Annotated in this window: 19 protein-coding genes and 5 pseudogenes; 16 read left to right on the forward strand and 8 right to left on the reverse strand. The window is 42.8% G+C overall.

Annotation, left to right across the window (positions count from 1 at the left end; translation table 11 throughout):
- Positions 1-303 precede the first annotated feature (303 nt).
- From G6O73_RS12540 to G6O73_RS12550, 3 genes are read left to right on the forward strand one after another with little or no spacing between them, the layout of a single operon-like run.
- Positions 304-624 (forward strand): thioredoxin family protein, encoded by a 321-nt coding sequence (locus G6O73_RS12540; protein WP_057885394.1) that lies wholly within the window; start codon positions 304-306, stop codon positions 622-624.
- A gap of 23 nt (positions 625-647) precedes the next feature.
- Positions 648-917 (forward strand): metal-sensitive transcriptional regulator, encoded by a 270-nt coding sequence (locus G6O73_RS12545; protein WP_032809654.1) that lies wholly within the window; start codon positions 648-650, stop codon positions 915-917.
- A 14-nt stretch (positions 918-931) separates the two neighbouring features.
- Positions 932-1,150 carry a hypothetical protein gene (locus G6O73_RS12550; RefSeq protein WP_162254592.1) on the forward strand — a complete coding sequence of 73 codons (219 nt, stop codon included), beginning with the start codon at positions 932-934 and terminating at the stop codon, positions 1,148-1,150.
- Between the two features lie 168 nt (positions 1,151-1,318).
- On the opposite strand, the gene G6O73_RS12555 is transcribed toward G6O73_RS12550, so the two are convergent.
- Both G6O73_RS12555 and G6O73_RS12560 read right to left on the reverse strand, forming a co-directional pair.
- Entirely contained in the window at positions 1,319-1,873 is a 555-nt protein-coding gene (locus G6O73_RS12555; RefSeq protein ID WP_057885393.1) for a Dps family protein, read from the reverse strand.
- A gap of 12 nt (positions 1,874-1,885) precedes the next feature.
- Positions 1,886-2,107: a heavy-metal-associated domain-containing protein gene (locus tag G6O73_RS12560; RefSeq protein ID WP_024272221.1), complete on the reverse strand. Its 222-nt coding sequence runs from the start codon at positions 2,105-2,107 to the stop codon at positions 1,886-1,888.
- 200 nt (positions 2,108-2,307) lie between these two features.
- Between G6O73_RS12560 and G6O73_RS12565 the strand changes: the two genes are divergently transcribed.
- Entirely contained in the window at positions 2,308-2,973 is a 666-nt protein-coding gene (locus tag G6O73_RS12565) for a Crp/Fnr family transcriptional regulator (RefSeq protein ID WP_003643545.1), read from the forward strand.
- Between the two features lie 22 nt (positions 2,974-2,995).
- Here G6O73_RS12565 and G6O73_RS12570 read toward each other — a convergent pair.
- Positions 2,996-3,924: pseudogene (locus G6O73_RS12570) on the reverse strand (IS30-like element ISLpl1 family transposase).
- A gap of 26 nt (positions 3,925-3,950) precedes the next feature.
- Here G6O73_RS12570 and G6O73_RS12575 point away from each other — a divergent pair.
- The 4 genes from G6O73_RS12575 to G6O73_RS12590 all read left to right on the forward strand — a co-directional run bounded on the left by G6O73_RS12575 (position 3,951) and on the right by G6O73_RS12590 (position 8,062).
- On the forward strand, positions 3,951-4,454 hold the full coding sequence (locus G6O73_RS12575; protein ID WP_057885124.1) for a hypothetical protein: 504 nt from the start codon (positions 3,951-3,953) through the stop codon (positions 4,452-4,454).
- Positions 4,455-4,497: 43 nt separating this feature from the next.
- Positions 4,498-4,755: an NADPH-dependent FMN reductase family protein gene (locus tag G6O73_RS12580; RefSeq protein WP_057885125.1), complete on the forward strand. Its 258-nt coding sequence runs from the start codon at positions 4,498-4,500 to the stop codon at positions 4,753-4,755.
- A gap of 467 nt (positions 4,756-5,222) precedes the next feature.
- On the forward strand, positions 5,223-6,377 hold the full coding sequence (locus G6O73_RS12585) for a cation:proton antiporter (RefSeq protein ID WP_057885126.1): 1,155 nt from the start codon (positions 5,223-5,225) through the stop codon (positions 6,375-6,377).
- Positions 6,378-6,499: 122 nt separating this feature from the next.
- Positions 6,500-8,062, forward strand: coding sequence for a ClC family H(+)/Cl(-) exchange transporter (locus G6O73_RS12590; RefSeq protein ID WP_057885127.1), 1,563 nt, complete (start codon positions 6,500-6,502; stop codon positions 8,060-8,062).
- Between the two features lie 340 nt (positions 8,063-8,402).
- Here the strand turns inward: G6O73_RS12590 and G6O73_RS12595 are convergent, their stop codons facing one another.
- A complete protein-coding gene (locus tag G6O73_RS12595; protein WP_021353390.1) occupies positions 8,403-8,492 on the reverse strand; it encodes a putative holin-like toxin in 90 nt (29 codons plus the stop codon).
- A 462-nt stretch (positions 8,493-8,954) separates the two neighbouring features.
- On the opposite strand from G6O73_RS12595, the gene G6O73_RS12600 reads away from it, so the two are divergent.
- A complete protein-coding gene (locus G6O73_RS12600) occupies positions 8,955-9,542 on the forward strand; it encodes a recombinase family protein (RefSeq protein ID WP_057885128.1) in 588 nt (195 codons plus the stop codon).
- 60 nt (positions 9,543-9,602) lie between these two features.
- Here G6O73_RS12600 and G6O73_RS13035 read toward each other — a convergent pair.
- The 3 genes and pseudogenes from G6O73_RS13035 to G6O73_RS12615 all read right to left on the reverse strand — a co-directional run.
- Positions 9,603-10,482 (reverse strand): annotated as a pseudogene (locus G6O73_RS13035) (IS3 family transposase).
- Positions 10,479-11,204 (reverse strand): helix-turn-helix domain-containing protein, encoded by a 726-nt coding sequence (locus G6O73_RS12610; RefSeq protein WP_003688004.1) that lies wholly within the window; start codon positions 11,202-11,204, stop codon positions 10,479-10,481. The pseudogene G6O73_RS13035 and the gene G6O73_RS12610 overlap by 4 nt, the downstream one beginning before the upstream one ends.
- 131 nt (positions 11,205-11,335) lie before the next feature.
- A pseudogene (locus tag G6O73_RS12615) lies at positions 11,336-11,914 on the reverse strand (IS30-like element ISLpl1 family transposase); the annotation flags it as partial.
- Between the two features lie 60 nt (positions 11,915-11,974).
- On the opposite strand from G6O73_RS12615, the gene G6O73_RS12620 reads away from it, so the two are divergent.
- From G6O73_RS12620 to G6O73_RS12650, 7 genes and pseudogenes are all read left to right on the forward strand, one after another.
- Positions 11,975-12,762, forward strand: a protein-coding gene (locus G6O73_RS12620) for an IS5 family transposase (protein ID WP_152134803.1) whose coding sequence is annotated in 2 segments (ribosomal slippage) — positions 11,975-12,233 and positions 12,233-12,762 — 789 coding nt in all. Because the reading frame shifts where the segments join, the coding sequence is not laid out codon by codon here.
- A 492-nt stretch (positions 12,763-13,254) separates the two neighbouring features.
- Positions 13,255-13,701, forward strand: a complete 447-nt coding sequence (locus G6O73_RS12625) for a hypothetical protein (RefSeq protein WP_235805029.1) — start codon at positions 13,255-13,257, stop codon at positions 13,699-13,701.
- Positions 13,702-13,720: 19 nt separating this feature from the next.
- Entirely contained in the window at positions 13,721-14,737 is a 1,017-nt protein-coding gene (locus G6O73_RS12630; protein WP_010078390.1) for a helix-turn-helix transcriptional regulator, read from the forward strand.
- Between the two features lie 258 nt (positions 14,738-14,995).
- The gene (gene ttdA, locus G6O73_RS12635; RefSeq protein ID WP_003690999.1) at positions 14,996-15,928 is read left to right on the forward strand and encodes a L(+)-tartrate dehydratase subunit alpha; all 933 of its coding nucleotides are present in this window, start codon (positions 14,996-14,998) and stop codon (positions 15,926-15,928) included.
- The gene (gene ttdB, locus G6O73_RS12640) at positions 15,925-16,536 is read left to right on the forward strand and encodes a L(+)-tartrate dehydratase subunit beta (protein ID WP_010078391.1); all 612 of its coding nucleotides are present in this window, start codon (positions 15,925-15,927) and stop codon (positions 16,534-16,536) included. Before ttdA ends, ttdB begins: the two co-directional genes overlap by 4 nt.
- Before the next feature lie 69 nt (positions 16,537-16,605).
- Positions 16,606-16,927, forward strand: a pseudogene (locus G6O73_RS12645) (metal-sulfur cluster assembly factor).
- A 154-nt stretch (positions 16,928-17,081) separates the two neighbouring features.
- Positions 17,082-17,840, forward strand: a pseudogene (locus G6O73_RS12650) (DASS family sodium-coupled anion symporter); the annotation flags it as partial.
- A 141-nt stretch (positions 17,841-17,981) separates the two neighbouring features.
- Here the strand turns inward: G6O73_RS12650 and G6O73_RS12655 are convergent.
- Positions 17,982-18,431, reverse strand: coding sequence for a DUF305 domain-containing protein (locus tag G6O73_RS12655; protein WP_034542113.1), 450 nt, complete (start codon positions 18,429-18,431; stop codon positions 17,982-17,984).
- Positions 18,432-18,526: the final 95 nt, after the last annotated feature.

The following is an 18,526-nucleotide window of genomic DNA, read 5'->3' on the forward strand; positions in this document are numbered from 1 at the left end:
TTTGCTTAAATAAGCGGTTTCTAATAATTCAACATAATTCTACCAAATACCCTGGGTTGTATAATTATGAAGCGCTAGTATAACACGCTCGCGTCAACATGAGATCTTCAACGTTAATGCTCGCGATCACAACTAGTGGATTCTCAGGAGCCGCTAGCTTCCATAACGAATCGTTATTATCTAATCACCCAATACATCAGTCCTTTTTAAATCCCTCCACGGCCAGAAGCAGAACACTTGCTCGTATATACCTATGGGGGTATATTATTTAGTGACAAATACTTACTAAAGGAGTCAGCTAAAATGATTAAAGAAATACATGATCAAGATTTTGCCAAAGAAACAGATACTGGTATCGCCGTTATTGATTTTCGCGCGGACTGGTGCCCACCATGTCGCATGATGGACCCAATTCTTAAGTCCCTTTCTGAAGACCCCGCTTACAAGGACCAGGTCAACTTCGTTTCATTGAACATTGACCATGACCAAGCTACGGCCAGTCAATTCCAAGTTCAAGGAATTCCAACCTTCCTGATTAAGAAAGATGGCCAAGTCGTCAGTCACATGGTCGGAGCACGTCCTAAGCCTGATTTTGAAGTCGAACTCAAAAAAGCACTTGCCTAATTACGAAGGGGGCATCATGAATCATGGCAACTACTGAAGAATATGTCACTAACAAGCAGATCAAGACCCGGCTGAAACGCTCGGCTGGTCAACTGGACGGCGTTTTACGTATGATGGACGAAAATCGTCCTTGCGAAGATGTCTTAGTTCAACTTTCAGCAGTGAAATCAAGTATCGACAAGGCCATGAAACTCGTCATCGCCCGTAATATTAATAATTGTGTAGATGCGATGACCACGGCTGATGTTCAGAATCTTGAACACTCCTTGGATCTACTGCTAAAAACCAAATAACGCCAAAAAAGACGGTGTCGCCAATCTCAGTTGGTTATACCGTCTTTTTAGTGCCAGTTGACTCAGTTAAGCACCGTATCCGTCAGGCAACTTATCGAGTCAATCTTTCCAATCGCCCTTTTTCCAGTCATCGTCGTCATCACTGTGGGACTGCTCGGCATCCTTGGGCGCTCGTTTTGCTCGCTTCAACAGGACCGCCGTTGAAACCACCGTTACGAACCCAGTCGCAATAATAAAGACAAATGTCCACATCACAATGTCGCTAATCGCCATCTCGGGGCCCTCCAATATAATTTAATTGTCGTTAGTATAGCGCAGGCCCGTTGTAATAGCAAAAACGCCCTGGATAGTTTGCCCACACAATCGCTATCCAGAGCGTTTAATTCTTCAGCGAGAACGACCTAATCGTCGTCATCCTCATCTTCTTCCTCCAAACCAGTTCGAGCATCGTTACCAAGATAAGCTTGTAATTCCCGAATATTGTGATTGTTACTGCCACGATAAGCAACTAACCAAGCCGCCAGTGCCGGCCGGGTTTCTTTTTCAGCAAGCTTGATAGCCCGGTCAACGAATAGGTTTTCCGTATCAAAATCCTTGATTGTTGCGGCCACGAGTTCATCAGCAGATTGATACTTGAAAGCCCCATTTTCTTCCAACATGGAATACTTGGTTAATTCAGCCGTTGTGGAAGATGGCTTCTGGTTTTCATCTAGGAGTAATTCGCCTAATTCAGCAAACTGACGGACATTCTGATCTAACAAACGTTGATATGCTGTCCGCAATGCCAATGATTGTGGTCCTTTAACGTACCACTTCACTTGGGTCAACTTAACGTAAGCAACCATTAAGTTAGATAAAATGTGATTCGTCATTGCGCCCGCTGTTGGGACATGGTGATCAATGTCACTCTGTTTTAATTCCGCTGCGTATTGTTCGTCGATCGTTAGTTCACTCATCGTTTATTCCTCCTACTTAACCTTGACGTTTTCAACTTCGTAACCAAGTCCGGTAACAACTTGTGCCAAATCATCGGCATTCGTCACTTCAGGATCAAAGTTAGCCTTTACCTTGCTGGCATTGAATAGCACCTTAACATTCTCAACGCCGTCATGGTTAGCAACGGCCTTTTCGATCTTGGTCATGCATGATGGGCAAGTCAACGTTCCTAATTGCATAATAATTTTCATAATCAATTACCTCCGTGTCGTTCATTTGATGGTTCTATCATAACCGGATTTGATTGATCAGAACTTGACGGCCGTCAAGAAATTCAAAAAAGTTTTACGCTACAATATAGTTATTAAAACAGTAGGAAATTTAAAACGTCAAACCCTATCTACCAAGCAAAATCTGTTATAGTTAGGGTGAATTTATTCAGGAGATGGGCCTTATGGCAGAACATGAATGTGTGCAGTTAGTCCCAATTTTTAGCGAACTCGGTAGTGAACAATTAGACACCATCGAATCGATCGTTCGTCACCACCACTATCCAGCCGGCAGCACTTTATTTGGTGCTGACGATCCACTGGATTCACTGATGATTGTTGCCAATGGGCAGGTTAAAGTCTATCAGCTAGCTGCCAATGGTCGCGAGCAGTTACTATACCTATTACAAACTGGTGATATCGATGGCGAAGCTGCCTTATTTGAAAATCAACGGCGAACCTCATTCGGTGAAGCCTTAGTACCGACGGATGTTTGCAGTATTCGCCGTTCAGACTTTCAAGACTTGATGCAAAAATATCCCAGTATCAGCATCAACGTCTTAAACGTCTTTGGCAAACGTCTCAGTCAACTGGAACGTCAAACAACCAGCACGGCCACTGAATCCGTCGAAGCCCGTTTAGCGAACTATATCACTGAAACAGCGGCAGCGCTCAAAACCGACACGTTTAAACTACCATTAAAGAAAAAGGACCTGGCGACGTTCCTCGGCACCACCCCTGAAAGCATCAGCCGTAAGCTCGCCTTATTCGAGCGTCAAGGCCTAATTACGCAAAAGCCTGGCAAGGTCATCGAAATTAACGATGCCGACCAGCTATTATTAACTGAATAATGACTACTGGTAGATTGCAAATTTAATCCGAATTTTTGGACAAATTTGTCAGCATAACCTGATACGGTGTTTGCCAGTCGAGTATTTTAAGCGGTCGCTGGTTAATTTGGAGTAACGTCGTCGTTAAATCTTGAGCGCTAATGTGCTCAAAACGAGTCCCTTTAGGATAAAAATAACGTAAATTCCGATTAAAGCGTTCATTACTACCACGTTCAGCTGGAGTATAAGCATGGCAGTAATAGGTCTTAATACCATATTGTGATTCAAGTGATACTAGCCCACTAAACTCAGTGCCACGGTCCACAGTAAAGCTGTGCACCGGACCATTAAAAGTGGTTAGGAACTTAGTTAGTGCTTCATTAACAGTCGCTGTCGTCCGATCTTTTAACCGGTATGCCCAAAGGAACCGTGATTTGCGATCGATTAAAGTTAATAAAACTGCCTTACTATGCCCACGAGGACTAACGACTGTATCTAGTTCAAAATCGCCGATGCGATTACGTTGATTAATCATCATGGGACGCTGTTCAATTGATCGCCCCAAAGATTGATTATATTTGGATCGTTGGTCAACGTTACGCCGTTGGCGTACGCCATGTTCAGGTAGATCATTCAAGGAGAAACCAATTCTCCCCTGATTTAGCCAATTATAAATAGATTTAGTAGCTAGTTTAAATTCGTGAGCAATCATTCCTGGTGACCAGCTTAGACGTAAATGGTTGAGAATTTTTTGCTTTAAGTCATCGCTCAGCTTAGTTTTCCGACCACATCGTGATCGCTTGTATTCGGCATCTGTTTGTGCTAATTCAGCCTGATAAGGTTGACATCGAGATAATTCATAAGAAATTGTTGACGGTGATCGGTTCAGCCGAACGCCCATTTGGATATTGGACAGCCCTAGTTCACAAAAAGTTTCGATTTTAATTCGTTCAGAAAGGTTATACTAGACAAAAGATCAGCTCCTAAAAGATGGGTTTGTGGTAAACACCATTTTAAAGGAAGCTGATCTTTTTTGTCCGAACAGCGTTCGGATTAATTTTACAATCTACCATATATATGATTTTGATGATTTGATCGAAGAAAATGGAAAAATTCAAACAAATGGATTGTTATTATTTTTAGGAACAATGGCTGGAGTAAATGGATCAGCTTCTTTGTTGCGGGTGTCAAGTTCTAATGCTATAAAGTATGCTTCTAAACAAATATTAGGGAAACCTTTAATGAAAACTTTGTGGTACCCATTATTAAAAAAAATAACTAGTATAGTTGCTGGCAAAACACTAACCAAAAAGGGACTAGCCTCTGGAATTGCGAAAATTGTTCCAGTCGTTGGTGGGGTTACTTCGGGAAGTATAACTATGATTGGAATGGAAATGTCAGGTAAGAAACTAAATTCAGAGTTATTAAGGGGATTTGAACAGAATTATTCAGAAAGAGATTATGAAAAAGATATAAAAATTATTGAAGCAGAAATAATATAAATAGGGTTCTTGCCAAGAAACTATAAGGTAGATTGTAACGTTTATGGAACAATATCAGTGGCAAGACAAAACAATCTATCCGGTCTATACCCATGAAGGTAGCCGCTTTGGTGACAGTTTGAATGAACTATCAGAGATTGCCCAAGGAGCCTCGATTGAACGTGGATTGGCAGTTCGTGGGGTATGTGCTTACGACACTGATCAAGCCATCAAAAATTGGTTAAATAATTACGATCAAAAAGCAGATGACCAACCGCTGGGAACGGTATCATATTGGCATCCACAATATAAAGATGAATAAGTTAGAAACAGGTAACAATGACAATTCCTGATAGATAATCATAGTACGACTATATTTTTAAGGTTCATCATAGAAAAGAAGAATTACACCAGCCTCAAACAAGAAATCAATGATGTTTTGGTCGCTGCTAGTTTGGATTCCTTGGACCTGATAATATACCTACGGTGTCTTTTTAGCTCGGTTATGTATCCAGCATGATTTATAGCTGGAGAAAACGATCCAGATATTTAAAATAGATAAAGAAAATTCAGAAATCACTTTTAAAGTTGGCGGTGTCTGTGTTTCGAATAAGTAACTAAATGTGACAACTTATCGTTACTTGAATATTTTTGATTAGTTTGCTAGCATATAAGAAGTATTATTAAAACATGAATAAATAAATCAGTTGACGTAAGCTCAAGGTGTTCTCTTTCAGGGGTGTGTAAGAGGTATCTGGGTTTACGTTTTTTGTATGAGGAGGTTTTTGTTTGGAATTTTTAGGTACCTTGGTGATCATCTTGATTACAACTAGTCTATTTGGCCATCTAGCCTCTAGGGTTGGTATCCCAGCAGTGATCGGTCAATTATTTGTTGGAATTATTCTTGGCCCTGCGTTGTTGAATTGGGTTCACGCCAATGATTTCATCCATATTTTTTCAGAGATTGGGGTTATCATCTTAATGTTTATCGCCGGACTTGAGAGTGATCTTACATTGCTTAAAAAATATTTGCGTCCTAGCATAATTGTCGCGTTGTTAGGAGTTTTGATTCCGATGGTACTGATCTATCCAGTTGGTATTGTTTTTGGCTTGACACAATTTGAAAGCTTGTTTTTGAGCGTTATTTTTGCCGCAACGTCGGTTTCAATTTCAGTTGCTGTCATGAAAGAACTAAATTTACTTGATAGTAAGAGCGGTTCAACAGTCCTCGGTGCCGCGGTGGTTGACGATGTGCTAGCTGTCGTTTTACTTAGCATTATGGTCAGTTTAATAGGTACAAAGGCTGGTACGGATACCCAGATACCGCTAGCTCTGACTTTTTTAGAGCAGCTAATTTACTTTGCCGCAATTTATTTCGTGATGCGTTTTATCGCCCCTCTCCTCGCTAGACTAGGCACCAAATTATTGAATCCAGTGGGACCTACTATAATGGCGATGATTTTGTGTTTTGGTATGGCATATATTGCAGATCTGATTGGACTGAGTGCAGTGATTGGGGCCTTTTTTGCAGGAATTGCGATTGCACAAACTCATGTAGCTCATGAAGTTGATCAAAGTATCGAACCAATCGGTTATGCGATTTTCATTCCTGTATTCTTCGTTTCAATTGGTTTAAATATGTCACTAGCTGGCATAGAACACGATTTGTTATTAATTATCGTATTGACGATTGTGGCAACACTGACAAAACTATTAGGAGCGGGAAGTGGGGCTAAATGGGCCGGATTCAGTTCGAATGAAGCTTACCTCGTTGGTGCGGGGATGGTCTCGCGTGGGGAAATGGCCTTGATTATCGCTCAAATAGGCTACCAATCCAAACTAATCAGTGATGATTACTATTCGGCAATTATCACTGCCATTATCCTAACAACGTTATTAGCACCATTACTACTCAAACATGCGGCTCGTCATATAAACTACTAAAACATCTTAGCGGTATGACACCCCTTCTCTGTGAAAAATAACTACTAGATTTCATCGAGATATTGCCTAGTTTAATTAAGCACTAAATTATATAATATTGGTTATAATGGAGGATTAGTTATTTGATACAGCTTGTAAAAGAAAAATTTGACGTTACTCGTTTGCGATTTGTTTTACTCGGCCTGCTTGTGGGTTTAATGAGTGGCACCGTTGTTAGCTTATTTCGCTATTGTATTGAGATAGGGCTGCACTATAGTCGATTGGTATATAGATACTTACGAATCGCGCCATTTGTTTGGTGGGAATGGGCATTGTTGATTGGCATCAACCTTGGTTTAGCTTTAATTGTGGCTCGACTTCTCAAGAGAGAACCTTATATCTCTGGTTCCGGAATTCCGCAAGTTGAAGGTCAATTGGCTGGCGAATTGGAAATGCACTGGTGGTCAATTCTTTGGCGAAAATTTATCGGTGGTATTCTGGCATTGGGACCCGGATTATTTCTCGGACGAGAAGGACCGTCGATTCAATTAGGTGCGTCAGTTGGTCAAGGTTTCGCTGCTGGGTTTAAGTTATCAGGAACTGATCGCCGACTGCTAATTGCATCAGGCGCCGCTGCTGGATTAGCAGCGGCGTTTAATGCTCCCATTGCTGGAACTCTATTTGTCTTAGAAGAGATTTACCATAATTTTTCACCGCTGGTTTGGTTAACAGCATTAGCCGGAGCAATTGGTTCAAATTTTATCTCGCTGAATGTTTTCGGACTTGTTCCCGTGTTACATTTAAATTATTCACGTAGTTTACCAGTATCAAATTATTGGCACTTAATTTTACTCGGCATTGTTTTGGGATTGTTTGGTTACTTATATCAACGGGTCTTGTTAGTTATGCCTCGGTGGTATCATCAACTGACACATTTGCCACGCCCAATACAAGGTATCGTACCATTTCTGCTGGTAATCTTAGTTGGTTACTTTTCGCCAAATTTACTCGGTGGTGGTAATGGATTAATTGTTGGATTTGGCCAGTATGTTCCACCTTTGTTTGTACTAATTGCAATTTTTATTATACGATTCGTCTTTTCAATGATTTCATATGGTTCCGGATTACCTGGCGGTATTTTTTTGCCGATTCTTTCTTTAGGTGCTGTGATTGGTGCGGTTTATGGCGTCTTAATGAATCAATTAGGATTATTATCGCATGTCTATATCATGAACCTAATCATTTTTTCCATGGCCGGTTACTTTGCTGGAATTGGAAAAGCTCCCTTCACAGCTATCTTGCTGGTAACAGAAATGGTTGGCAATTTAACACATTTAATGCCATTAGCAGTCATATCGTTAACTGCTTACCTTGTTGTTGATTTATTAGGCGGTGCACCAATCTATGAAGCATTGCTTAAGCAGATGACAATGCCTAAAACTGTTCAGCAACTTCATCGACCTGATCATTTGGAAATACCGGTTTTCTTTGGCAGTCCCTTAAACGGCAAAATGGTCCGAGACATGCCATGGCCTAAAGAAGCACTGCTCATTGGAATCCGGCGTGGTGAACAAGAAGTGATTCCACATGGTGACACCTTGATTCATGAAGGTGATACGTTAGTACTGTTAACTGATACAACCCAACGAACCCGAGTTAAACAACGGATTGATGCATTATTAGCAACTTTAGAAAAAAAACACTGAGACTAAGTTAATAGGCAAATTGGTCTATCATAATAATAAATATTAGATTAAGTGGGTCCGTTGCCAGACATAAACATATTGGGAAACTATATACAAATACGGCGAAGTACGAAAAACGCTGAAAAAGAATTAGTTGAACCTATTTTTGAAAAATACAAAGATAAATAATAAGCTGAAAATGCCTTGCTACCCAATTTTTCATAGTCATGCTATAATGAAAAAGAAAAAGGAAGTCCCACGTGAACAGGACTTCCCGTGTAGAGCCGTTAAAGACGGTGGCAGATATTAAAACAACACTAGTTCGCCCCATAACCGGTCAAAGTTATGTGGGGCGGCTTTTTCATTTGTGGTGTTTGTCGATATAGCTGAGTAGCGCGATTAAAAACGTGCCAAACAGCAACATCAACGAGAGTGTCTGAAAGACGCTCATTGACTGTGAAGCCTTCCTGAAGATTATTCCATGTTCCCATGAGCCTCACCTCGCAAGGGAAAAGACAATCATTGCCATTAAAGCTTCTTGCTTAATCTATTATACAGGGAAATGGGGATAGAATAGTGTCTATGCATAATCAGCTTTCTTTAATCTTCGAGCCATAAATAGCCAAGCTATTAACGAAAACAACAGGACTATAAATACCGTGATGTAACTCGTGTTTCCGTGATAAGTTAAAGATTCGATCCAAAAAAAATTAAGACAACTAGGATATTCACGAGAAACCTTGTTTCCAGATGAAAAAACATTTGATGGTAAATACAGGGAAACGATAAATTCAATTAATAATTCGCACTAAGCTTAAAGGCCACTAGGGTATACCCTAATGGTCTTTTTTATTTCTGTGCTATACTAGGAATTACAAGTGTTCATTAGAACTGTCCAAAAGGAGAATTGGAAATGGCTAAAATCGGTTATGCGCGTGTGAGTTCCAAGGAGCAACATTTAGATCGACAGTTAGCGGCTTTAAAAGACGTTGATAAATTATTTACGGATAAATTAAGTGGGGCTAACACTAATCGGCCAGAACTGCAAAAAATGCTGGCCTATATTCGTGAGGGTGATATTGTAATGGTCACTGAATTAGATCGTTTAGGCAGAAACAACCATGATTTGACTAAGATCATGAACTCCATTCAAAATAAGGGTGCCACCCTAGATGTGTTGAATTTACCGTCCATGACAGGGATTGCTGACCCCAATTTACGTCAACTCATGACCAACCTCATTATTGAACTTTATAAATACCAAGCTGAAAGTGAACGTAAGCGGATCATCGAACGTCAGCAACAAGGCATTGCCCTGGCTAAACAACAAGGCAAATATCATGGGCGCAAACCCCAATACACCCAAGGCGATCCCCGCTTGCAACATGCTTTTAAGCTTTATCGAGCAGGCATGAGTGACATTGATGTGTCCCAAAATACAGGTATTAAACGGACGACCTTTATTCGATACCGTGTGAAATACGGTATTAAAAGAAAATAGGGCCCCCCTTTTGGTTGGCGCTGGTCCGTGTCAAGTAGACAGGTCAAATAATTAAAGTTCCTATGCAATTTCTTTTACGGCATGATTCCGATATTCCATCGGCGTCATGCCGTTTGGTGTTTCTTGGCGTCGTTCATAGTTATACCAGTGAATGGTGTCTTCAATCTGTTTCATCATCTCAACTTCAGATAAAGCTTGTTCAAATGCAAAGCGTTCGGTTTTCAGATGACTCCAGAAGCTTTCCATCGGGCTGTTATCCCCTGGAGTGCCTGGGCGAGACATACTATGAATAATGCCTTCTCCAGCCAAAAATGTATTGTACTCGCCACCTGTGTACGCCGATCCTTGATCACTATGCATCGTCTTGGGCTTAATGCCATTATTGTTCTTAAGGGCCAATTTGATGGTATCTGTCACTAGTTGTGCAGTCTCAGTTGGCGCGACGCGCCAGGCAATAATGCTATGATCATACAGATCTTTTACGGCACTGAGTCGAAGCTTCTTCTCGTTCTTGATTCCATAGGTTAACTCTGAACAATCGGTGACCATGACTAAATTAGGCCTGACTGGATGGAACGCATGTCCAGCGTCCACAGTGTACAGCTTGTTGGCAAGGAGATACTCTTTCTTCTCGGCTCTGCGATCATGCTTCGCGACGCGAAGAAGAGGCCCGTATGTGACCTTTGCGCATAATTCGACGAACACGGCCGTGACTGACATGATACGGCGTTTCGACGTTGATGTAGGTCACGAGTCGCTTAACGCCGAAGATGTAATGATTATTTTCTTCAAGCTCAATAATATATTCGAGAATCGCCTGATTCTCTAATTGATGTATCGTTGGTTTACGATTCAACCACTTGTAATATGCGGCACGCGAAATATCAAGAGCACGGCACGCAGTGCTAATGCCATAAGGCTTGGCCGAATCTGGATTCATTTCTTGTGCGAGTTGTTGAATGGTCTGATATTGCTCGTCTGAGCGGCATTCCTTCTTTCTATTTCCTGAAGTTTTTTTAGAACGGCGGCCTCCGTTGAGACGTATTCAAGTCGCGCCTTAAGGCGTTTGATCTCAAGATCCTTCTTCTCAAGTTCGGTCAGTTGATCATTATTTTCCTTGGATTTACCACGCCGATCGGCAAGTGACGATTCACCACTTCGCTTGAATTTCTTGACCCAGGCATAGACTTGTCCATACGAAACGTCGAAGTGCTTTGTCGCTTCAACGTAATTCAATTCATTGGCGATAGTCCATTGTGCAATCTCGATACGTTCAGCTTGCGTCGTCTTAAGGCCATCCTTCATGGGTGCAGCCCTCCTAGCGGATTTAAGTAATTTACCACCATTATACAGGGAAACCCATTGAACTATGACACCACTATTGGGAATACCGAATTCTCTGGCTAACTTGGGATATGAGGTACTACCTCCAAGATACTTCTGAACGACCTCAAGTTTGAATTCTTGAGAGTAGACTCGATTGGTTCGTTTTCGCTTAAGCCCGTCCACACCATCTGACTCGTAACGTTCTAACCATTGCTGGATTTGTGAATCATGAACACCATACTGTCTATGAATTGAATTAGCAGACTGGCCCTTTTGGACCAGACCAATATAAAAGAGCTTCTCATCTAACGTATATCTAGAACCTTTTCGGCCCATACAAAAACTCCTTTCTAGGAAGACAAGCTTTAATTATTTGCTTGTCTACCCAAGAAGGAGTATAGCCTTAACTGAAAGGGTCCCTATTTTCTTTACTTAATAAGTCTAATTAAATTAGGTAGATTGCAAATTTAATCCGAATTTTTGGACAAATTTGTCAGCATAACCTGATACGGTGTTTGCCAGTCGAGTATTTTAAGCGGTCGCTGGTTAATTTGGAGTAACGTCGTCGTTAAATCTTGAGCACTAATGTGCTCAAAACGAGTCCCTTTAGGATAAAAATAACGTAAATTCCGATTAAAGCGTTCATTACTACCACGTTCAGCTGGAGTATAAGCATGGCAGTAATAGGTCTTAATACCATATTGTGATTCGAGTGATACTAGCCCACTAAACTCAGTGCCACGGTCCACAGTAAAGCTGTGCACCGGACCATTAAAAGTGGTTAGGAACTTAGTTAGTGCTTCATTAACAGTCGCTGTCGTCCGATCTTTTAACCGGTATGCCCAAAGGAACCGTGATTTGCGATCGATTAAAGTTAATAAAACTGCCTTACTATGCCCACGAGGACCAACGACTGTATCTAGTTCAAAATCGCCGATGCGCTTACGTTGATTAATCATCATGGGACGCTGTTCAATTGATCGCCCCAAAGATTGATTATATTTGGATCGTTGGTCAACGTTACGCCGTTGGCGCACGCCATGTTCAGAAGCTGTCCAAGATCTATGATTTTTGATATACTTCTATGTAAAAAGCGAGTTTAAGCTATGAAAAATTATCCCAGCAATATTACTCGGCAACAATTTGAATTAATTCGACCAGCTTTAGAAAATTTTCGTAAGCGAACTAAGCCTCGAAAATATGACCTCTACGAGGTCTTCTGTGCGGTCCTATATGTCTTGAAAACCGGTTGCCAACGGCGTCAAGTCCCCGGTGATTTCCCAGAATGGCGGTCAGTTTACAACTATTACAAAATTTGGTCAACTAAAGCTGAGCCTACGGCTGATTCTTTATTGGAACAAGTTTTAAAAAAATTGTCATTGCTCGGCGAACTTACCAAGGACGTTCAGCTTTAACTTCCTTTATTATCGTTGACGCTCAGAGCGTCAAAAACACCGCTACTGCTGAAAACAAAGGTTACGACGCTGGTAAGAAAATCTCGGGGATTAAGCGCCATCTGGCAGTTGATATCAATGGCTTTCCGCAGGCCATTCACATGACGCGAGCGAACGTCTCTGATCGAGACGGGGCCAGTGCAATGATCGCTTTACATGCCATGCATTTACGCCAGGTTCAAAATGTCTTAGTTGATGGTGGTTATTCAGGCGTTAATTTTCAGCTCGATGTAGCCAGTAATTTAAACGCAACCGTGCAGGTTGCGAAGCGCAATGAGTTGCATCGATTCGAAGTCATGCCCCAACGTTGGGTAGTCGAACGATCTTTTAGTTGGCTAGAGAATTGTCGGCGACTTTGGAAAAATTGTGAGCGTCAATTAACCACCAGTCTGCAAATGGTCGTTTTAGCGTTTTTAGCACTATTACTTAAGAGATTTTAGACAGCTTCTTACAACTTTTAGTTAATAATATTAGAGAAAAAATTAGGGTAGCTGTCCCACCGAAGGGAGATCATGTTGTCACTCTATGTACTCAACAAAATCTTCAAATTTATTATGTAAAATCGAATGGTATAACTGATAATCGTGTTCGACATGTTACGAAAATTATTACCATCCATTTTTTATTAATAGCTATAATAATTCTAGGCTTTTTCCTTTTAGCCTTGTTTATTCTTAAGTTAAGAATAAATTACTTACAAAGAACACAAGAATTGACAGATATACATGCAAAAAATGCTAGTCGGGGAAAATAACAGATTCCGTTCTTTTCCGTGTTATTATTGAGTCAAATCAATATATAAGGTAGTGATTTTAATGCCCTCTCTTTTCCTGGTTTCACAAAATCAAAGTCATAAATATGAATTTCAGCACAAATTACTTTGGTCTCCTAAATTAAATCGGAAACATGGTAGAAATCCCGGGTATGTAAACATGTCTCATGTCAGAAGAGGAGATATTATTTTTCATGTTTTTAACCAAAAGATTCATGCTGTAAGTGTTGCTAAATATGACGTTTATAGCTCCCCCAAGCCATTAGCATATGATGGAAATATTTGGGACGATGATGGTTGGAGGGTTGATTGTGATATGTATAAACTTGAAATTCCCTTATCTGATCATCGAGAATGGTTAAATGCACATAAGGGTGAAGTCTTTGATAAGAATGGGCGATTAAAGCAACAATATCTTTTTGAACTAAACCAAGAACAAAAAAATTATTTTTGGCATTTGATTCCAAGTAAACTAATGGAATCACTTTTGATTGATAGTACTACATCAACTACAAAAGTTCCAAATTTAAGAGAAGTAGGTAAAAGTTTATCAAAAAAAAGAGTTATCGGTAATAACCAGATATGGATTCATGATCTCATTCAATGATCCTCGGAGGTGATTTTCAATGTTATCCAACCAGCACTTTCAATCGACACCCGCGGTAAACTTCGACTTGCTCGCCTATACGATTGGTAGTTACCACTACAATTGGCATCCGCAAATCGAATTATTTTGGCTCCTGCAAGGCCACGTGGAAGTCAACGTTGACGGCCGCCGGTATGATTTAAAAGCCAACGACTTAATTTTAATCAACACCAACTGCGGTCACGCCACGTTTGCCCTGGATCCAGAATGTCTGGCGCTGCGCTTACATATCGCCCCTGCATTCTACACCAGCCAAGGACTCGACTTGTCACACGGAGCTTTTCACCTAAACAGCGTGACAGCACCGCAACATCGCGACTACCAGACCATCCGGCAAATTCTGGCACAGCTCTATACGGGACTGCATCAATCAAGTTGGTCCGCATTCGAGCTAAACGCGGCCTATTTCCAGCTGACCAACTTGTTACATCATGACTTTTTTGACACTCAGGCAACGATTGCCTATCCACAGCCGAAAAAACAAAGCTCGCTCAGCCGGGTCATCGACAATCTCAATCAGCACTACGATCAGCCCGTCACGCTCGAATCGGCAGCCGCCATCAGTCACTACTCCACGGCCTATTTGTCCCGTATTTTTAAAGCTGAGCTCGGCATCAATTTTTACGAATACCTGACCCGCTGCCGCCTTCAACACGCGATTGCCGACTTGGAGGACCCTAATCTAAAAATTGCAGACGTTGCACCCAAAAATGGGTTCCAGGAGGTCAAGTCATTTAATTTGATGTTCAAACGGCATTTCGGTCAGACGCCTTCGAACTACCGCGAGCACCTCTCAAATGGGCCGCGTTCAGCATTCAAACAACCACTGACGCCCACGCAAACCGCCTGGGTCCAAGCACAAATGACGCACTGGGCGCAACTGGCGACGGTCGATCAACTGAGTGCCTGTGAGAGTTGTGCTTACAAATTACACTTTGAAGAATACCAAGCACTCAAAACTAAGGTCACACAATTAAAAAATCTGCTCAATCAATAATTAATGGCATAACAATTTTTGTGATAATGATTAGTCACACTTGTCGGTCCGAAATATGGATTTATCGCTCAGTACCAGTCTAATTCAGCATTTGCAACTGAATTAGACTGGTACTTTTTTGTCATATCACATACCAGATTTGGTTGATTGCGTGGTTTTTCACAACGCCTCGTGCCGTCGAAGTCATCATCTAGCGGTTAGTCTGCGTGCCCAGGGTTGCCTAAAATGAAGCTGTAAATTGATAGGAGGAAATCAATCATGGATACAATGACTTACGACTATACCGAACCCACACTATCGACCAAGGGGCAGCGAATGCGTGACATCTTGGCCGACTACATTGCCCTCATCAGTCACCGCTTACCCGATGACGTGACGGCCAAACTCGAAGAACTCAGCAAAATTGAAGTCGATCCCTTACAAAAGCTCGTTTACGATACGATGATGGAAAATCAGTTACTCGCCAACAAGCTGCAGCGGCCGAGCTGTCAAGATACTGGGGCCTTACAATTCTTCATCAAATGTGGCGCCCAGTTTCCGTTACTCGGAGAATTGAACCAGATTTTAAAGGATGCCGTTTATCGTGGCACGAAGAAGGCCCCGTTGCGGCACAACGCCGTTCAAACGTTCGACGAATACAATACTGGCATGAACATTGGTGACGGCATCCCGTCGATTTTCTTACGAGTCGACGGCAACGGTACGGACATTTCAATGTACGTTTACATGGCTGGTGGCGGTTGTACCTTGCCTGGCGCTGCCAAAGTGCTGATGCCCGGTGAAGGCTACGAAGGCGTCGTGCGGTTTGTCATGGATCGCATGACAAGCTATGGTATCAACGCTTGTCCACCATTACTCGTCGGCGTCGGCGTGGCAACCTCCGTTGAGACCGCCGCGTTGAATTCCAAACTCGCTTTGATGCGCCGCGTCGATAGTGAGAATCCAAATGCGAACGCCGCTAAGTTGGAACACCTCTTGGAAGACGGCATCAACCACATTGGGCTCGGGCCACAAGGCTTTGGTGGTCAAAAATCGGTCATGGGCGTCAACGTTGAAAATACGGCCCGGCATCCATCAACGATTGGCGTCGCCGTCAGCACTGGTTGCTGGTCCCATCGACGCGGTCTCATTAACTTTGACCAAGATTTGAATTACGAATTACCACTGAACAAAGGAGTCGAATTATCATGAAAACTTATCATTTAACCACGCCCATCTCAGATGACGACATCAAAGACATTCGAATCGGCGACATCGTGTACCTGACCGGCTCACTCACGACCTGCCGGGACGTCGCGCATCGTCGGTTAGTCGAAGAACACCGGCCGTTACCCGTCAACGTTACCGACCGTGCCATTTTACACGCTGGTCCAATCATCAAAGATCTCGGCGACGGCCACTATCAGATGGTTGCGGTCGGCCCAACCACGAGTATGCGAATGGAAAAATTCGAAGAAGCCTTTGTCAAGGAAACTCACGTTAAGTTGATCGTTGGTAAGGGTGGGATGGGCTCGGGGACAGAACGCGCCTGCAAAAAATATCACGCTCTCCATCTGGTTTATCCCGCAGGTAACGCGGTATACGCTGCGCTGCACGTTGAAAAAATCGTTGATGCACAGTGGAAGGACCTCGGCATGCCCGAAACACTCTGGGCGTGTGAAGTCAAAGACTTTGGCCCGCTGATCGTCTCGATCGATACGAACGGTGACAACTTGTTTGAGAAGAACAAAGTCATTTTTAATGAACGCAAGGAAGCCGAAATCAAGAAAATCAACGAACAAGTCAAATTTATCAAATAAGGATTGCGCCCCCGTCACAGTGGCTGTCATCGCCGTGCCGGGGGCGTCACTCAAAGGAGGTTATTTTTCATGATTAAGACAAGACCACCATTTAAGGAAGCAGCGTTAACCGCCTTACGAACCGTCATCGACCCCCGAACTTGGCGTTAACATCGTCGACCTGGGGTTAATTTACGACATTGCTTATGACGCCGACCTTCAACTGTGCACCGTCACGATGACGCTCACCATTATGGGCTGCCCATTGACGGGCTATCTGGACGACCACATCAAGGCAGCACTAAGCGCGTTGAATGATGTTGACCAGGTGCTCATTAATCTTGTCTGGGAACCCGCATGGTCAGTCGCTAAGATGTCACAGGCTGCCAAGCTAGAACTCGGTTTACAATGACATGTCTACTCTGAGGACCGATTGGCTAGTCGAACATTCAGATATGACCAAACTACTGGTAAGTATCTCAATTGTGATTGATATCGCACAGCTTGACCGAGCCAGTTCAGACTAGCGTGCCTCAGCTGAAGTTAATTGAAAGGCGGTTTTACGTATGTCACATTTGAATCCAGTCAACTATCGAAAACTCATTTGGCCGCTCAGTTGTGGCCTGATACTTTGGCTGGCTGCCCCTCTGCGTCCAAGTGATTTGAGTTTGCTCGGATGGCAAATGTTGGCAATCTTTGTCAGTACGATCATCGGGTGTATTACCCAGCCGTTGCCCATCGCTGGGGTGGCAATCATCGGCTTGACCTGTTGTGTGCTATTAGGCGTCACGCCGATTGATACCGCGATTGCAGGATTTGGTGATAGTACGGTCTGGATGATCGCGATGGCCTACTTTTTATCTTGCGGTTTTGTCAAAACGGGTCTGGGTCGGCGAGTCGCGTTAGTGTTCGTCAAATGCTTCGGCAAACGAACACTCGGACTGGCCTACGCACTAATTGGTGTGGACTTAGTCACGAGTCCCGCGACACCGAGTAACACGGCGCGTGCTGGTGGCATCGTCTTTCCGATTATCGAATCGCTAGCCAAAGCGTACGGTTCCGACCCGCAAGAAGGGACCCAGCGCAAAATCGGCGCGTTTCTCATGATGACCGCCTTTCATGGCAACATCGCAACCAGCGGTCTATTCATGACAGCCATGGCGCCCAACCTAGTCGCAGTTGCTTTAGCGGCCGCTCTGCACGTTCATATTACTTGGACTGGCTGGCTGCTGGCCGCCCTGCTGCCCGGTCTCATCAGTCTGATTTGTGTGCCTGCTATCATTTACAAACTTTATCCACCTGAAATCAAAGATACGCCGAACGCCTAATCCTGATCCACCTGGAACTCCCATGAGCCCTTTCGTCTGTGTGCTTTATCGGCACTGGCTAACTTACTATTGCAATTTGCGTAAGCCTAAAAAATAAGGAAGTTGGCCTGATTGGTCAACTTCCTTATTTTTTATCAGCTATTGATCGGCAACTTTTTTCAATAATCGTTTCATCTCCGTGATCTCTTCACGTTGCGTTTTAGCGATCTTCTGTGCGAGGGCTTTGACTTCCGGATCGCTGAGTTGCGCGCGTTCACTGGTTAGAATCGCGGTCGAGTGATGGGGGATCATTTCTTGCAACCAAGCTGCATCGTGCACGGTCGCTTGGCTACGAACTAGATAAAGCGAGCCAGCAAATATCACCGCACTACCAAGTAGGATCAGGCGGTTCAAACGTTTATTCTGGTACATTGACCACATGAATAACAGCATTACAATGGCCATGGTGGCGCCCATAATTAGCGCCATATACAGTCGCGTTTGGCTTAGAAAAATATCATCTAATTGGAACACATTAAGGTACATTAACCCATACATAATAACTGTAGAGACAAGAATCATCAGTAAAAATTTCGTGTATTGTTTCATGACGTCCTCCTCGCTTTCGCTGGCTTTATTTTGACTATAACAAAAAAAATAGGGTAGCGTCAAGAATCTTGTGTAAATGAAATGCCTTCGTACAT

Origin of the sequence: Liquorilactobacillus nagelii DSM 13675 (assembly GCF_019444005.1) — a bacterium.
Classification (GTDB): domain Bacteria; phylum Bacillota; class Bacilli; order Lactobacillales; family Lactobacillaceae; genus Liquorilactobacillus; species Liquorilactobacillus nagelii.

Coding starts and splice junctions, on each gene's coding strand:
- G6O73_RS12540 (WP_057885394.1), top strand. CDS start 304: ATGATTAAAGAAATACATGATCAAGATTTTGCCAAAGAAACAGATACT.
- G6O73_RS12545 (WP_032809654.1), top strand. CDS start 648: ATGGCAACTACTGAAGAATATGTCACTAACAAGCAGATCAAGACCCGG.
- G6O73_RS12555 (WP_057885393.1), bottom strand. CDS start 1,873: ATGAGTGAACTAACGATCGACGAACAATACGCAGCGGAATTAAAACAG.
- G6O73_RS12565 (WP_003643545.1), top strand. CDS start 2,308: ATGGCAGAACATGAATGTGTGCAGTTAGTCCCAATTTTTAGCGAACTC.
- G6O73_RS12580 (WP_057885125.1), top strand. CDS start 4,498: ATGGAACAATATCAGTGGCAAGACAAAACAATCTATCCGGTCTATACC.
- G6O73_RS12595 (WP_021353390.1), bottom strand. CDS start 8,492: ATGAGCGTCTTTCAGACACTCTCGTTGATGTTGCTGTTTGGCACGTTT.
- G6O73_RS12600 (WP_057885128.1), top strand. CDS start 8,955: ATGGCTAAAATCGGTTATGCGCGTGTGAGTTCCAAGGAGCAACATTTA.
- G6O73_RS12610 (WP_003688004.1), bottom strand. CDS start 11,204: ATGGGCCGAAAAGGTTCTAGATATACGTTAGATGAGAAGCTCTTTTAT.
- G6O73_RS12625 (WP_235805029.1), top strand. CDS start 13,255: ATGTCTCATGTCAGAAGAGGAGATATTATTTTTCATGTTTTTAACCAA.
- G6O73_RS12630 (WP_010078390.1), top strand. CDS start 13,721: ATGTTATCCAACCAGCACTTTCAATCGACACCCGCGGTAAACTTCGAC.
- ttdA (WP_003690999.1), top strand. CDS start 14,996: ATGGATACAATGACTTACGACTATACCGAACCCACACTATCGACCAAG.
- ttdB (WP_010078391.1), top strand. CDS start 15,925: ATGAAAACTTATCATTTAACCACGCCCATCTCAGATGACGACATCAAA.
- G6O73_RS12655 (WP_034542113.1), bottom strand. CDS start 18,431: ATGAAACAATACACGAAATTTTTACTGATGATTCTTGTCTCTACAGTT.